Source organism: Pseudomonas sp. LARHCG127, assembly GCF_052871455.1.
This window is the reverse complement of sequence record NZ_JBIXJT010000003.1, coordinates 377,849-394,083: the sequence shown is the minus strand read 5'-3', so window position 1 is coordinate 394,083 and position 16,235 is coordinate 377,849. Positions and strand designations below refer to the sequence as shown.

Annotated in this window: 10 protein-coding genes; 5 read left to right on the top strand and 5 right to left on the bottom strand. The window is 61.9% G+C overall.

Annotated elements, in window-relative coordinates; all coding sequences use genetic code 11:
• Window positions 1-28 precede the first annotated feature (28 nt).
• Genes ACIPQ1_RS07480 through ACIPQ1_RS07460 form a run of 5 tightly spaced genes read left to right on the top strand, consistent with a single transcriptional unit; the run spans window position 29 to window position 6,566 of the window.
• Complete coding sequence (locus ACIPQ1_RS07480; protein WP_250963583.1) at window positions 29-3,511, top strand: response regulator; 3,483 nt, start codon at window positions 29-31, stop codon at window positions 3,509-3,511.
• Window positions 3,511-4,326: a CheR family methyltransferase gene (locus ACIPQ1_RS07475; RefSeq protein ID WP_186709366.1), complete on the top strand. Its 816-nt coding sequence runs from the start codon at window positions 3,511-3,513 to the stop codon at window positions 4,324-4,326. The genes ACIPQ1_RS07480 and ACIPQ1_RS07475 overlap by 1 nt, the downstream gene beginning before the upstream one ends.
• Window positions 4,323-4,910 carry a chemotaxis protein CheB gene (locus tag ACIPQ1_RS07470; protein ID WP_250963584.1) on the top strand — a complete coding sequence of 196 codons (588 nt, stop codon included), beginning with the start codon at window positions 4,323-4,325 and terminating at the stop codon, window positions 4,908-4,910. The genes ACIPQ1_RS07475 and ACIPQ1_RS07470 overlap by 4 nt, the downstream gene beginning before the upstream one ends.
• A 5-nt stretch (window positions 4,911-4,915) precedes the next feature.
• Entirely contained in the window at window positions 4,916-6,196 is a 1,281-nt protein-coding gene (locus ACIPQ1_RS07465; protein ID WP_411384762.1) for a hybrid sensor histidine kinase/response regulator, read from the top strand.
• Entirely contained in the window at window positions 6,189-6,566 is a 378-nt protein-coding gene (locus ACIPQ1_RS07460; RefSeq protein WP_250963586.1) for a response regulator, read from the top strand. The genes ACIPQ1_RS07465 and ACIPQ1_RS07460 overlap by 8 nt, the downstream gene beginning before the upstream one ends.
• 198 nt (window positions 6,567-6,764) lie before the next feature.
• Here ACIPQ1_RS07460 and ACIPQ1_RS07455 read toward each other — a convergent pair whose 3' ends face one another.
• From ACIPQ1_RS07455 to ACIPQ1_RS07435, 5 genes are all read right to left on the bottom strand, one after another.
• Entirely contained in the window at window positions 6,765-8,435 is a 1,671-nt protein-coding gene (locus ACIPQ1_RS07455; protein WP_446533871.1) for a response regulator, read from the bottom strand.
• Window positions 8,432-9,934: an ATPase domain-containing protein gene (locus ACIPQ1_RS07450; protein WP_411384760.1), complete on the bottom strand. Its 1,503-nt coding sequence runs from the start codon at window positions 9,932-9,934 to the stop codon at window positions 8,432-8,434. The genes ACIPQ1_RS07455 and ACIPQ1_RS07450 overlap by 4 nt, the downstream gene beginning before the upstream one ends.
• A gap of 334 nt (window positions 9,935-10,268) precedes the next feature.
• Window positions 10,269-11,327 (bottom strand): tetratricopeptide repeat protein, encoded by a 1,059-nt coding sequence (locus ACIPQ1_RS07445; RefSeq protein ID WP_446533870.1) that lies wholly within the window; start codon window positions 11,325-11,327, stop codon window positions 10,269-10,271.
• Between the two features lie 299 nt (window positions 11,328-11,626).
• On the bottom strand, window positions 11,627-13,051 hold the full coding sequence (locus ACIPQ1_RS07440) for an efflux transporter outer membrane subunit (RefSeq protein WP_411384759.1): 1,425 nt from the start codon (window positions 13,049-13,051) through the stop codon (window positions 11,627-11,629).
• Entirely contained in the window at window positions 13,048-16,227 is a 3,180-nt protein-coding gene (locus ACIPQ1_RS07435) for an efflux RND transporter permease subunit (RefSeq protein WP_411384758.1), read from the bottom strand. The genes ACIPQ1_RS07440 and ACIPQ1_RS07435 overlap by 4 nt, the downstream gene beginning before the upstream one ends.
• Window positions 16,228-16,235 lie beyond the last annotated feature (8 nt).

Sequence of the window (16,235 nt, the reverse complement as noted above, 5' to 3'; positions counted from 1 at the left end):
TTTCAACTGTCCACCAAGGCCCTTTTCCATGACTCCTTCGTCTTCGGTTGACGAACAAAGTTTTCGCAAACTCCTGAGCCGCAATATCAGCCTGCCGCTGGGCATGGGCGCGCTCAGCGCGGTGTTTTTCATCATCCTGATCACGTACCTGCTGTCGGTGATCCAATGGGTCGGCCACACCGACAGGGTGATCAATAACGCCAACGAAGCGCTCAAGCTGAGCGTGGACCTGGAAACCGGCATGCGCGGCTACCTGTTGAGTGGCGACGAGCATTTCCTCGACCCCTACGAAGTGGCCAAGCCACGGATCGCCGTGGCGCTGGACACTTTGCTGGAATTGACAGCCGACAACCCCGTCCAGGTCGACCGCCTGCACAAGATCCAGGCACTCCAGACCGAGTGGTCCAATTACGCCCAGGGCATGATCGACCTGCAGCGCAGCAGCGGCGATTACCGGGGCGCGGTGAAGGCCGGGCGCGGTAAGCGTCTGACTGACGAAATTCGTCAGTCCTTCGAAGAGGTCGTCGAGACCGAGCAGCAGTTGCGTGCGGCGCGTAACCTGGATGTGCGCACCACGACCGTCTGGAGCATTGCCCTTTACCTGTTGTTTGTCGCGGCGGTCAGCGGATTGCTGGCCTACGTCGGTCGCCGGGACCTGTTGAACCTGTCCGAGAGCTACAGCGCCAGCCTGAAAGTCCAGCAGCGCAGCGCTTTACACCTGGAGAAGCAAGCCTGGCTGCGTAATGGCCAGACGCAACTGGCCGAGCAAGTCCTGGGACAACTGTCGCTGAACCTGCTGGGTCGCAACATCCTGCAGTTCTGCGCGAAATACCTGGACGTCGCTGTCGCGGCACTTTATGTGCGGGAAGAGAACGGTGTCCTCCGGCGCGTCGCCGCCTACGGCCTGTCCCGGGAGGATGAAGAACAGCAGCAGGTGATCGTCGCCGGTGAAGGCATCGCGGGCCAGGCCGTGCAGCAGGGGCGCCTCATCCGCCTGGACGACGTGCCGCACGACTACCTGAAAGTCAGCTCCGGCTTGGGACAGGGCCTGCCCAACAGTGTGTTGGTGGTGCCGACAAGTGACGATGACCGGATCAACGGTGTCGTCGAACTGGGGTTCCTGCGGCCGTTGACCGAGCGAGACGTCGAGCTGCTGGAGCTGATCGCCGGCAATATCGGCACCTCCATCGAGGCCGCCCGTTATCGTCAACGCTTGCAGGAAGTGCTGGCCGAAACCCAGCAGTTGAACGAGGAACTGCAAGTCCAGCAGGAAGAACTCAAGACCGCCAATGAAGAGCTGGAAGAACAGTCGCGCATCCTCAAGGAATCCCAGGCCCACCTGGAAGCCCAGCAACAGGAGCTGGAGCAGACCAATGAGCAATTGGCCGAGCAACGCGACGCCATGGACCAGAAGAACAGCGAGCTGAACCTGGCCCAGATCCAATTGCAGGAGCGCGCCGAAGAGCTGCAGCGTTCGAGCAAGTATAAATCCGAATTCCTGGCCAACATGTCCCACGAGCTGCGCACGCCGCTCAACAGCTCGCTGATCCTGTCCAAGCTGCTGGCGGAGAATCCGCAACAAAACCTCAGCGAAGAGCAGGTCAAGTTTGCCGAGTCGATCTACTCCGCCGGCAACGACCTGCTGAACCTGATCAACGACATTCTCGACATCTCCAAGGTCGAGGCCGGAAAACTGGAAGTGCGCCCGGAAAACACCAGCGTGCAGCGTCTGGTGGATGGGTTGCGGGATATGTTCGAGCCGTTGGCGGCTGACAAGGGCCTGAGTTTCGAGGTGCACGTGCAGCCTGATGCGCCGGCGATGCTCTACACCGACCGCCAGCGCTTGGAACAGGTGATCAAGAACCTGCTGTCCAACGCTGTGAAGTTCACCGAGCAAGGCGCTGTCAGCCTGTCCGTGGCCGGTCAGCCGGGCTCGGGCATTGCATTCATGGTGCGCGACTCTGGAATCGGGATCGCCGCCGACCAGCAGCAAAGCATCTTCGAAGCGTTCCGCCAGGCCGATGGCACCACCAATCGTCGCTACGGCGGCACGGGCCTGGGCTTGTCGATTTCCCGGGACCTGGCCACGCTGCTGGGCGGCTCGATCTCGGTTTCCAGCGAGCCGGGGCAGGGCAGCGTCTTTACCCTGGTATTGCCGGAACGTTACGTCGAGCCCGGGGACACGCCGCTGGAGCCGATGACCTTCACCCCGACGGCCACCGCGCCAGCGCCCGTTGCACCCAAGGCCGCACCCGCGCCGCTGATCGCCGAGGTGGACACGCCGATTGCCCGATTCGCCGACGACCGCGACAAGGCACCATTCGAAACCCGCTGCATCCTGGTGATCGAGGACGAGCCCAAGTTTGCCCGGATCCTGTTCGACCTGGCCCATGAACTCGGTTACCAGTGCCTGGTGGCCCACGGTGCCGACGAAGGCTTCGACCTGGCGTTGCAACTGGCCCCCGACGCGATCCTGCTGGACATGCGCCTGCCGGACCATTCCGGGCTGACGGTGCTGCAGCGGCTCAAGGAGCAGGCCCAAACCCGGCACATCCCGGTGCACGTGATTTCCGTCGAAGACCGGGTCGAAGCCGCCATGCACATGGGCGCCATCGGTTATGCCGTCAAGCCGACCACCCGCGAAGAACTCAAGGACGTGTTCGCCCGCCTGGAGGCCAAGCTGACCCAGAAGGTCAAGCGGGTGCTGCTGGTGGAGGACGATGACCTGCAACGCGACAGCATCACTCGCCTGATCGGCGACGATGACATCGAGATCACCGCCGTTGGCCTGGCCCAGCAAGCCCTGGACCTGCTACGGACCAATGTCTACGACTGCATGATCATCGACCTCAAGTTGCCGGACATGCTCGGCAACGACCTGCTCAAGCGCATGTCCAGCGAAGACATCTGTTCGTTCCCGCCGGTGATCGTCTACACCGGGCGCAACCTGACCCGGGACGAAGAAGCCGAACTGCGCAAGTATTCCCGCTCGATCATCATCAAGGGCGCCCGTTCGCCAGAGCGCTTGCTGGACGAAGTGACACTCTTTCTGCACAAAGTCGAATCCCGGTTGTCCCATGAACGGCAGCGGATGCTCAAGACCGCCCGCAGCCGCGACAAGGTGTTCGAAGGCCGCAAGGTGCTGCTGGTGGATGACGATGTGCGCAACATCTTTGCCCTGACCAGCGCGCTGGAGGCGAAAGGAGCGATCGTGGTCATCGGCCGCAATGGTTTGGAGGCGATCGATCGCCTGAATGAGTTCGACGACATCGACCTGGTGCTGATGGATGTGATGATGCCGGAAATGGATGGTTTCGAAGCCACCGCGCTGATCCGCAAGGACCCGCGCTGGCGCAAGCTGCCCATCATCGCCGTGACGGCCAAGGCCATGAAGGATGATCAGGAGCGCTGCCTGGCGGCGGGTTCCAACGACTACCTGGCCAAGCCGATCGATCTGGATCGTCTGTTCTCGCTGATTCGCGTGTGGTTGCCGAATATGGAAAGAATTTAGTGGACCGTGACACTGACATTGAATTGCGTTTGTTGATCGAAGCGATCTACCTCAAGTACAGCTACGATTTTCGCGATTATTCCGGCGCTTCCATCAAGCGCCGGGTCCACCATGCGCTGAGCCAGTTCGAATGCAAGACCATTTCAGCCTTGCAGGAGCGCGTATTGCATGACCCGGGCGCCTTCATGCAGTTGTTGCAACTGCTGACGATCCCTGTCAGCGAGATGTTTCGCGACCCCTCGCATTTCCTGGCGATCCGCGAGGAAATCGTGCCGCTGCTCAGGACCTACCCTTCGATCAAGATCTGGATCGCCGGTTGCAGCACGGGGGAGGAGGTCTACTCCATGGCGATCCTGCTGCGCGAAGAAGGCCTGCTGGACCGCACGTTCATCTACGCCACCGACATCAACCCGCGCTCGCTGGAAAAAGCCAAGCAGGGCATTTTCTCCCTGGACAGCGTGCGCACTTATACCCAGAACTACCAGAACGCCGGAGGACGGCGGTCATTTGCCGATTACTACACCGCCGCCTACGATTATGCGATGTTCGACAAAACCCTGTGCGAGAACGTGACCTTTGCCGATCACAGCCTGGCGACTGACAGCGTTTTCTCAGAAACTCAATTAATTTCATGCCGCAATGTATTGATATATTTCAATAAAAAATTGCAAGATCGTGCGTTTGGACTGTTCCATGAGTCCCTCTGTCACCGTGGTTTCCTGGTGTTGGGCAGTAAGGAAACATTGGATTTTTCGGCTTACGGCCATCGATTCGAGCCGTTGGTCAAACAGGAACGGATCTATCGCAAGTTATGAACCAGACGAAGGACAGATCCAGGCCACCCATCGAAGCCATTGTCGTCGGCGCTTCGGCCGGCGGTGTCGAAGCATTGCTCAGGGTGTTCGGACACCTGCGCAAAGGTTTTGCCGTGCCCGTCCTGGTGGTGTTGCATTTGCCGGATGAGCGTGACAGCCAGTTGGCCTCTGTGTTTGGCCATCGTCTGGCGGTGCCGGTAGAAGAAGCCCGGGACAAGCAGGACATCGCCCCGGGCACCTTGTATGTCGCCACGCCCGGCTATCACTTGTCGGTCGAGGCCGACCGCAGCCTGTCGTTGAGCCTGGAGGCCCCCGTACACCATTCGCGACCGTCCATCGATGTGCTGTTCGAATCGGCCGCCGATGTCTACGGCGAGACGTTGCTGGCCGTGGTGCTGACCGGTGCCAACGACGATGGCGCCCGCGGCCTGGCGAGGGTCAAGGCCCTGGGCGGGATCACGGTGGTCCAGGATCCCGTGGAAGCCCAGGTCTCGACCATGCCTGAAGCGGCGCTGGCCCTGCACGAGCCCGACCATATCCTTACTTTGCAAGGCATCGGCCAGTTGCTGGCCGGGCTGGAATGAACCACATGCCAAGAGATATTCAAGCCAAACTGCTGATCGTCGACGATCTGCCTGAGAATCTGTTGGCCCTGGAAGCGTTGATCAGGGGAGACGACCGCGAGGTCTTCAAGGCCCTGTCGGCGGACGAAGCGCTGTCCCTGCTGCTGCAACACGACTTCGCCCTGGCCATCATCGATGTGCAGATGCCGGAGATGAACGGTTTCGGGCTGGCCGAGCTGATGCGCGGCACGGAAAAAACCCGCAGCATCCCGATCATTTTCGTCAGCGCCGCCGGGCGTGAGCGCAACTATGCCTTCACCGGTTATGAAAACGGCGCGGTGGACTTCCTGCACAAGCCGCTGGACACCCAGGCCGTCAAGAGCAAGGTCAATGTGTTCGTCGAGCTGTATCGCCAACGAAAGGCCATGAAGGAACAAGTCGTGGCCCTGGAACAGAGTCGTCGCGAGCAGGAGATCCTGTTGCAGCAGCTCGAGGCCACCCGTGGCGAGCTGGAACAGGCGGTGCGCATGCGAGACGACTTCATGTCCATCGTCGCCCACGAGGTGCGCACGCCCCTCAATGGCCTCATCCTCGAGACCCAACTGCGCAAGATGCACCTGGCCCGGGACAATGCCGCCGCCTTCAGCCTGGACAAGGTGCGCGCGATGGTCGAGCGCGACGAGCGCCAGATCAAGAGCCTGATCCGGCTGATCGAGGACATGCTGGATGTGTCGCGGATTCGAACCGGCAAGCTGTCGATCCGGCCGACCCGCTTCAATTTGACGGCATTGGTGGAAAACCTGCTGCGCAACTTCCAGCCGCAGATCGCCGTGGCCGAGTGCTCGTTGACGTGCATGGTCGAGCCGGCGGTGGAGGGGCTTTGGGACGAGTTTCGCATCGAGCAGGTGGTCTCGAACCTGTTGACCAATGCGCTGCGCTACGGCGGCAAGGGGCCGATCGAAGTGCGCGTCTACAAGACCTCCGATCACGCCTGCATTGAGGTCCAGGACCACGGCATCGGCATCAGCGAGGAGAACCAGAAACGTATCTTCCAGCAGTTCGAGCGCGTATCGTCCAAGGCCGCCGCCTCGGGGCTCGGGCTGGGGCTGTTCATTTCCGAGCAGATCGTCACGGCCCATGGCGGGACGATCACGGTGGACAGTCGGCTCAATGAGGGGGCGTTGTTTCGTGTTTGCCTGCCCTTGCAGAAAACTGTCTTGGACAAAACCGCCGAACAGACGCAACCTCTGAGAGACCCCAAGGTCGTATCAGCAGCTATTGATCGAACAAAGGCTTCTCATGAGTGAAGATGCGCAAGATGTTGTATTGATCGTCGAGGATGACCCGTCGATCCTGATGGTGCTGTCGGCCTACCTGTCGGGCGAGGGATACCGGGTGCTGCAAGCCGAAAGCGGCGCCCAGGCGTTCGAGATCCTGGCGAGCAAGCCGCATCTGGACATGATGATTACCGACTTCCGCCTGCCGGGCGGTATCTCTGGGGTGCAGATTGCCGAACCCGCAGTCAAGTTGCGCCCCGAGCTGAAGGTGATTTTCATCAGTGGCTACGCGCAGGAAGTGCGCGACACCGAGAGCCCGATTACACGCAAGGCGCCGATCCTGGAAAAGCCGTTCGACCTGGATGAACTGCAACGCATCATGCAGTTGATGTTGTCGTAGGGTTTGTTTGGGCTGGGGCATGCTTTTTGTGGCGAGGGGATTTATCCCCGTTGGACTGCGAAGCAGTCCCAAAACAGCCGACTCAACCAGTCTGGCGCACCGAGTCGTCAAGTTTCAGGGCTGCTTCGCAGCCCAACGGGGATAAATCCCCTCGCCACAGGGTTTCACCGGCCTCGAATCCGACCGAAATGCCCCTTCTCAAACCTGGATCATCTCCCGCACCTTCGCCGTCAACAAGTCAAACGTGAACGGCTTGGTGATCATCTGCATCCCTGGGTCAAGGAAGCCGCCGCGCACCGCCGCATGCTCGGCGTAGCCGGTGATGAACAGCACCCGCAGGTCCGGGCGGACCTGCCGGCCGATCTCCGCCAGTTGCCGACCATTCATGCCGGGCAGGCCAACGTCGCTGATCAGCAGGTCGATGCGCTGGCTTGACTGGAGGATCGGCAACGCGCCGTTGGCGTCGGCCGCTTCCACAAAGGCATAGCCCAATTCGCTTAATACCGCGCTCACCAACACCCGCACCGCCGGATCGTCCTCGACGATCAGCACGGTCTCGCCATCCTGCGCATACGGCGCGTGCTGGGTGGCAACCTGGGGCTCGTGGATTTCTTCACCGACGAAGCGTGGCAGGTAGAGGTTCACGGTGGTGCCTTTGTCGACTTCGCTGTCGATGGTCACGTGGCCACGGGATTGCTTGCTGAAGCCATAGATCATCGACAGGCCCAGCCCGGTGCCCTGGCCGATCGGCTTGGTGGTGAAGAACGGGTCGAAAGCGCGACTGATCACCGCTTCGGGCATGCCGCAACCGGTGTCCTGCACACTCAGCACCACATAGTCGCCGGACGCGAGGTTGGGGTAGGCCTCGGTGAAGTCGGCATCCAAGTGCCGATTGCGAGTCTGCACCACCAGGTTGCCGCCGTTGGGCATGGCATCCCTGGCGTTGAGCACCAGGTTGAGCAGGGCGCTTTCCAGTTGGTTGGGATCGGCTTCGGCGACCCAGAGTTGTTCGTCCAGTTGCATGTCCAGGCGAATGCTTTCGTTGAGGCTGCGCTGCAACAATTCGCCCATGGACAGCACCAGGGTATTCATCTGGACCGCCTTGGAGTCCAGCGATTGCCGCCGGGAGAACGCCAGCAGGCGATGGGTCAGGCCGGCGGCGCGGTTGGCCGAGGTCACGCCCAGGTCGATCAGGCTGTCCAGGTCCTCGGTACGGCCCCGGGCCAGGCGACGGCGCAACAGTTCGAGGCTGCCGATGATCCCGGTGAGCATGTTGTTGAAGTCGTGGGCAATGCCGCCGGTGAGCTGGCCGACCGCTTCCATTTTCTGCGACTGGCGCAGGGCTTCTTCGTTGTGGCGCAACTGGGCGGTACGCTCTTCCACCTGCTGTTCGAGGGTTTCGAGGGTGGTTTGCAGGCGCAGTTCGCTGTTGCTGAGGTCGATCAGGCGATCGCGGGCTTCGTACTGCCTTCGACGCCCGCGCAGGGCGGTGGTGACCAGGCTGATCAGCGTAACGGGGTGGAAAGGGCGCTCGAGGAACGTCACGTTGCCCAACTGCATGCCGATCCGCGCCGCCGGGTTCTGTTCCGGCCCACCGTGATGGGTCAGCAAGACAATGGGCAGGTCGGACCAGGCGGGCTGCTGCTCGATTTGCAGGAACAGCGTTTCCAGGTCAGGCCCGACCAAGGCCTCCGACGAGATCACCAGCAGGCCGGCACCGCTTTCCAGCTCTTCGCATAAATGACCCAGGTGGCGACAGATGAGGCCGGCAAAACCGGCTTCATTGAGGATCATCAGGGCAATCTGGCTGTCCCGTCCCAGCGGCGCGAGAATCAGCGCCCGCTCGGACAGGGGCTCGGCCAGCGTCACCGGTGTTCATCCTTGAGCAGCGGGTTGCTCTCGCCCATGTAGGTGGGAACCCCGCGCAAGACACCCTGGAATGCCTCCAGTGGTTCGCCAATGGTCATGCCTTGGCCGCTGATGCGGTATTCACGGATGGTCGATTCGTGGCTGCCGGTGCGTTTCTTGATGATGGAAATCGCCCGGCGAACCTTGCCCAGTGCTTCGAAATAACGCAACAGAATCACCGTGTCGGCCAGGTAAGTAATGTCCACCGGGGCCTGCATGTCGCCGACCAGGCCATGCTGGGCGACAGTCATGAAGGTTGCCGCGCCCTTGCGGTTGAGATACAGCAACAGCTCATGCATGTGGAGCACCAGGGCGTTCTCTTCCGGCATGGCCGCCTGGTAGCCGTTGATGCTGTCGATGACCACGGTCTTGATGTCGCCTTCATCGACGCAGCGACGCACGCGGTGGGAGAACTCGCCAGGGGACAGCTCGGCGGCGTCCACCTGTTCGATCAGCAGGTTGCCGGTCTCCTGCAGGGCCCGCAGGTCGATGCCGATGTTCTTCATGCGCTCGAACAGCAAGCCCAGCTCCTCGTCGAAGATGAACAGCGCGGCCTTCTCGCCACGGTGCACGGCGGCCGCGGCAAAAATCAGGGAGATCAGCGATTTGCCGGTCCCCGCCGGGCCCAGGATCAACGTACTGGAGCCGGTTTCGATACCGCCGCCCAGCAGCAGGTCCATTTCGCCGATGCCGCTGGAGAGTTGTTGGCGCAGGTACTGGCCGCGGTGTTCGGCGGCCACCAGGCGCGGGAACACATGCACGCCGTCGCCCATGATGGTGAAGTCATGGAAACCGCCGCGGTATTTCTGCCCGCGATACTTGACCACCCGGACCCGCCGCCGTTCGGCGCCATAGTTGGGGGTCAGTTCTTCCAGGCGCACCACGCCGTGGGCAACGCTGTGCACGGTCTTGTCCAGGGATTCGGTGGTCAGGTCGTCGAGCAACAGGACGGTGGCGTCATAGCGCACGAAGTAATGCTTGATCGCCAGGATCTGGCGGCGGTAGCGCAGGGAGCTTTGCGCCAGCAGGCGGATCTCCGACAGGCTGTCGAGCACGACCCGGGTCGGCTTGACCCGTTCGACCACTTCGAAAATCTGCCGGGTCGCTTCGCCCAGCTCCAGGTCCGAGGAGTACAGCAAGCTCTGCTGGTGCTCGGCATTGAGCAGGCTTTCGGGCGGGGTCAGCTCGAAAATATGAATGTTCTCATCCAAGGTCCAGCCGTGGGAGGCCGCGCCCTGACGCAGTTCACGCTCGGTTTCCGAGAGCGTGATGTACAACGAGCGCTCGCCAGCCTTGGCGCCGGCCAACAGAAAATGCAGCGCGACCGTGGTCTTACCGGTCCCCGGTTCCCCTTCGAGCAGGAACACATGGCCGCGGGACAAACCACCGGAGAGGATATCGTCCAGTCCTTCGATGCCGGTGGCGGCTTTTGCACTGATCAACTCGTTAGATGTAGACAAAAATAGCCCTCTCATGACTAGGGAAGTAGGCAGCAGGCGGGGTAACGCCTGAAATCGACTGCCTGAATACTTGACCTTTGGCAGTGATGGCGGTTCCGCTTATCTCGACAAAACGCGGGGTACTGCACAACTTTCGGCATGCTACGAGGGCCTACAGACCCATGCCAGTCAGCTAAGCGAAATCAAGCCGAGCAGTCATCCTGTGGCGAGGGAGCTTGCTCCCGCTGGGTCGCGAAGCGGCCCTGTTTTGGGGCTGCTGCGCAGCCCAGCGGGAGCACGCTCCCTCGCCACGGATTGTGTGTCTGCCCAAGGTTCCACTTAACGGCTAGTCCGCCTACAGACCCTGTTGCAGGGCCGGGTCATCGGGGTTCAGTTGTTCCAGTTGCGCCAACAGGATCTGAACGTTCTGCAACTGGCCGGTCTCCTTCCAATAGTTGATCAGCAACACCCGGGCCTTGCGGTCGGCGGGGTAGCGCTGGACGATTTCCTGCAGCTGTTTCTGCGCGGCTTCCACTTCCTGTTCGGCATGCAGGGTGGTTGCCAGGTCATAGCGGTAATGGCGGTTCTCGGGTTCCAGTTCCACGGCTTTTGCCAGGCCGAGCACGGCATACTCGCTCTGGCCGTGTTGCAGCAGCCACATGCCCAGCGCATGTTGCAGATAAGCCGACGCTGGCTGGGTTTGCAACTGTCGGGCGAGTAATTGTCGTGCGGCTTCGCCCTGGCCCTGTTTGTCCAGCACTTCGATCTGCATGACCAGCGCTGGCAGGTTGTCCGGTTGCAGGCGCAAGGCCTGCTCAAGGGCCAATTGGGCTTTCTTCAATTCGGCGTTGTGCAGGTGCAGCCGGGCGAGTTGGTAGTGGGAGTCAGCGGTTTTCGGGCCGTCTTCGAGCACCTGCTCCCAAGTGTCGATGGCGATCTGCATCGCGCCGAAATACAAGCCGAGGTCATCTGGCGACAGGCCCAGCAGCGCGTTCACGGCGGCGAACCGGACGTTCGGATCGTCATCGTCCAGAAGCGGGCCGAGCAACAGGCTGCGCTGGCCCGTCGGCACCAGCCCGACGATGCTGCCAATGGCCGCCCGGCGCACGTCCGGCGACTCGCTGTGCAGGTCGGCGTCCGCCAGTTTCAGGGCTTGGGGGCTGGGGTAGTTGGGCAGTTCAGCGTGCAGCCACACACGGCGCTTGGGCGAGAGATCCGGACGTCCCAGTTGCTGGTAAAGCATCCGCGCCGCCCCCGGCTGTCCGTTGCGGGCGCTTTCCAAGGCCTCGCTGTAGCCACGCTTGATCGCCTCAGGGATCTGCGGCGTGGTGCTGCGTAGCCACACCGCGACAAGACCGATCAACAACAGGACACAGAGGCTGAGGAGCAGATAGCGGCGGCGAGGCGAGGGCATGCAGGGAATCCATTACCAGAAGCGTGAAATGCCGCAAGCTTCGGTCAGGTGGCGGCTTGAGTCAAACCTTCTAACGGCAGTGATGAATCTGTGGGAGCGAGCTTGCTCGCGATGGCATCGGATCAGTGAGGTAGATATTGACTGACACACTGCTATCGCGAGCAAGCTCGCTCCCACAAAGGGCCTTCCCACAGTGGACCCTGGGCGATAAATAAAAAAAGCCCCGCGTCCGAATGAGAAGCGGGGCAAAAATTTGGCTGGTTGCGGCCAACCAAAGGAGCTCGGTTGAGCCGGGCGGGTCAGTTGCTGGCGACGGTTTCCGGTTGCCAGCCGCCACCCAGGGCCTTGTAGATTGCGACGATGCCGCGGTACAGGTCCACTTCGGCCTGGGCCTGGGTGTCTTCGGCCGCCAGGCGTTCACGTTGGGCGTCGAGCAGCACGAGGAAATCCACGGTGCCTTCGCGGTAGCGAATCTCTGCCAGGTCGGCGGCGGCGCGGCTCGATTCGCTCTGGCGGATCAGCGAGATCAACCGCTGCTGACGCTTGCCATAGTCACTGAAGGCATTTTCCGACTCTTCCAGGGCCAACAGCACTTGCTGTTCGTAGTTCGCCAGGGCGCCGTCCGCCTCGGCATCGGCGCCGCGCAAGCGCGCCCGCACGCTGCCCAGGTCGAAAGCGGCCCAGGTAATGCTCGGGCCCAGCGCCCAGGCATTGGCGGCCGAGGAACCGATCTGCGAACCGCGTCCGGCGGTGAAACCGAGGAAACCGCTCAAGCTGACCCGTGGGAACAAGTCGGCCTTGGCCACGCCGATGCGCGCCGTGGCGGCGGCCAGTTGGCGTTCGGCACTGAGGATGTCCGGGCGCCGTTGCAGCAGTTCACCCGGGTCGCCGATGGGCAGGGCCTTGGCGATGGCTGGCAACTGTTTCGGGCTCAGGTCCACGCTGAGTTTGTCCGGGCGTTCGCCCAACAGCGTGGCGATGCGATTGCGTTGGCGCGCCTGCTCGGCCTGCAGCTGCGGCACGCTGGCTTCCACCGAGGCCAGGCGCGCATCGGCACGGACCACGTCGAGCTGATCGCCGACGCCGGCATCACGCAGGCTTTCGGTGATCTTGCGCGAATCCTGTTGGTTCTTCAGGTTCGCCAGGGCGATCTTTTCCCGCAGTTGTGCGCCGCGCAGTTGGCCGTAGGCATCCACCAGCTCGGCGATCATCGTCACCTGCAACTGATAGAGATCGGCTTCGATCGCCTGTTGATCGGCATCGGTGGCTTCCAGGTTGCGCTGGATGCGCCCGAACAAATCCAGTTCCCAGGCCATGTCCAGGCCCAGGTCGTAACGCTCGGAGTTGACTCGCTCGTCAGTCTGCCCCATCGGGTTCTGGCCTTTGCCCAGTTCGCTGCTGGCACGGCTGGTAATGGTCGGCATGGCGTCATTGCTGGCGTCATCGCGAATCGCCCGGGCGGCCCGCAAGCGGGCGAAGGCCACGCGCAACTCGCGGTTGCCGTCCAGGGAACGGGTCACCAACGCGTTGAGGGTCGGGTCGTCGAACTGCTGCCACCAGACGCCTTCGAAACGGGCGCGGTCGAAGTTCTTCTGGCCGGCGGCGCCGTCGGTGGCGGTGGTGATATTCGCCGCCTCCGTTTGCGGTGCCTTGTAGTCCGGGCCTACGGCACAGGCACTCAATGCCAGGACCAGCAAGCTCGGCACGAACACTTTCAAACTCATTGTTGCGCCTCCAGTTTCAAAGCCCGGGCCGCCTTGCGGGCCTCGCTGCGTTCGACGAAGTTGCGGATCAGTACATAGAAGACGGGGGTGAGCAGCAGGCCGAAGAAGGTCACGCCGAGCATCCCGGAGAACACCGCCACACCCATGGCATGGCGCATTTCCGCACCGGCGCCGCTGGAGAACACCAGGGGCACCACGCCCATGATGAAGGCGAAGGAGGTCATCAGGATCGGCCGCAGACGCAGGCGGCACGCTTCGAGGACTGCCGCCAGCGGGCTCATGCCTTCGAGCTGTTTATCCTTGGCGAACTCGACGATCAGAATCGCGTTCTTGCAGGCAAGCCCCACCAGTACGATCAAACCGATCTGGGTAAAGATGTTGTTGTCGCCACCGGAGAGGATCACCCCGGTAATCGCCGACAGCAGGGTCATCGGTACGATCAGGATCACCGCCAATGGCAGGCTCCAGCTTTCGTACTGTGCCGCGAGCACCAGGAACGCCAGCAGTACGCAGAGCGGGAACACGAACAGCGCGGTGTTGCCCGAGAGGATCTGCTGGTACGTCAGGTCGGTCCACTCGTACGTCATGCCGTTGGGCAGTTCGTCCTTGAGCAGTTTCTCGATGGCTTTCTCGGCCTGGCCGGAGCTGTAGCCCGGGGCGGCAGCACCGTTGATTTCAGCGGTGATGAAGCCGTTGTAGTGCATCACGCGGTCTGGGCCCGAGGTGTCGCTGACCTTGATGAAGGTCGCCAGCGGGATCATCTCGCCACGGTTGTTGCGCACCTTGAGCTGGCCGATCTGGTCCGACTCGAGACGGAACTGCTGCTCGGCCTGGACGTTGACCTGGTAAGTACGGCCGAAGCGGTTGAAGTCGTTGGCATACAGCGAACCCAGGTAAATCTGCAGGGTGTCGAAGATGTCGCTGACGGCCACGCCGTGGGTCTTGGCTTTTTCACGGTCGATGGCGGCATCGACCTGGGGTACGTTCACGGTGTAGCTGGTGAACAACCCGGCCAGTTCCGGCACGCTGCGGCTCTTGGTGATGATGTTCATGGTTTCTTTGTACAGCTCGTCGTAGCCCAGGTTGCCCCGGTCTTCGATCTGCAGGCGGAAACCACCGATCGTGCCCAGGCCCTGTACCGGCGGCGGCGGGAAGATCGCCATGTAGGCTTCCTGGATCTCCGAGTACTTGCCGTTCAAGGCACCGGCGATGGCGCCGGCCGACATGCTCGGGTCCTTGCGCTCGTCGAAGGGCTTGAGGGTCACGAACACGATGCCGGCGTTCGGGCTGTTGGTGAAACCGTTGATCGACAGGCCCGGGAAGGCCACGGCGCTTTGAACGCCCGGTTGCTTGAGCGCCAGGTCGGACATGCGCTTGATCACATCTTCGGTGCGATCCAGGCTCGCGGCGTCCGGCAGTTGGGCGAAGGCCACCAGGTATTGCTTGTCCTGGCCGGGCACGAAGCCGGTCGGGGTAGTGGAAAAACCGAAGAACGTCAGCACCATCAGGCCTGCATAAAGCACCAGGGCGATGCCGCTGCTGCGGATGACCCGCGCGACGGTGCCCACGTAGCCATGGCTGGCGCGCTCGAAGAAGCGGTTGAATGGACGGAACAACCAGCCACCGAAGAGCTTGTCGAGGAACTTGGAGAAACGGTCCTTGGGCGCGTCATGGCCTTTGAGCAATACGGCAGCCAGGGCAGGGGACAGGGTCAGGGAATTGATCGCCGAGATCACCGTGGAAATGGCGATGGTGAGGGCGAACTGCTTATAGAACTGACCGGTCAAGCCACTGATGAACGCCGCCGGAACGAAGACCGCGCACAGCACCAGGGCGGTGGCGATGATCGGGCCGGTCACTTCGCCCATGGCGCGCTTCGTCGCCTCCACGGGGGTGAGGCCCAGTTCGATGTTTCGCTCGACGTTTTCCACCACCACGATGGCGTCATCCACCACGATACCGATCGCCAGTACCAGGCCGAACAGTGACAAGGCATTCAACGAGAAGCCGAACAGGTGCATCACCGCGAACGTACCGATCAGCGAAACCGGCACCGCCACCAACGGAATGATCGAGGCGCGCCAGGTCTGCAGGAACAGGATCACCACCAGCACCACGAGGATCAGGGCTTCGAACAGGGTGTGGACCACCGCTTCGATGGAGCCGCGGACGAAGATCGTCGGGTCATAGACGATGCTGTAGTCCATCCCTGCCGGGAAGCCTTTCTTCAGCTCATCCATCTTCTCGCGAACGTCGTTGGAGATCTGGATGGCGTTGGAGCCCGGACGTTGGAAGATCGGGATCGCCACCGCCGGCTGGTTGTCCAGCAGCGAACGCAAGGCGTACTGGCTGGAGCCCAGTTCCACCCGGGCGATGTCCTTCAGGCGAGTGATTTCACCGTTGGCGCCGGAACGAATGATGATGTTCTCGAACTCTTCCTCATTGACCAGGCGCCCCTGGGTGTTGATCGACAGCTGGAAAGCCTGGGCATTCGGCGCCGGCGGCGCACCCAGGGCACCGGCGGCCACTTGACGGTTCTGCTCACGGATCGCGGTGACCACGTCGGTGGCGGTCAGGTTGCGCGAGGCGGTCTTGTTCGGATCCAGCCAGACGCGCAGGGAATAGTCGCCCATGCCGAACAGTTGCACATCACCCACGCCGCCCAGGCGCGCCAGCTCATCCTTGATGTTGAGCAGGGCATAGTTGGACAGGTAGAGCATGTCGTAGCGTTGGTCCGGCGAGGTCAAGTGCACGACCATGGTCAGGTCGGGCGATGCCTTGTCCACCGTGATGCCGATTCGGGTCACTTCTTCCGGCAGCTTGGGCTCGGTCCGGGTGACGCGGTTCTGCACCTGCACCTGGGCATTGTCCAGGTCGGTGCCGAGGGCGAAGGTGATGGTCAGGGTGATCTTGCCGTCAGCGGTGGACTGCGAGGACATGTACAACATGTTCTCGACACCGGTGATGGCCTGCTCCAGGGGCGCGGCCACGGTTTCGCCGATGACCTTGGGGTTGGCGCCCGGGAAGTTGGCGCGTACGACCACGGTCGGCGGCACGACTTCCGGGTATTCGCTGATCGGTAGCTGGAACAGCGAGATGGCGCCGGCGATCAGGATCAACAGCGAAAGCACCGCTGCGAAGATCGGCCGCGAAATGAAGAACTGGGAAAATTTCATCTTGGATT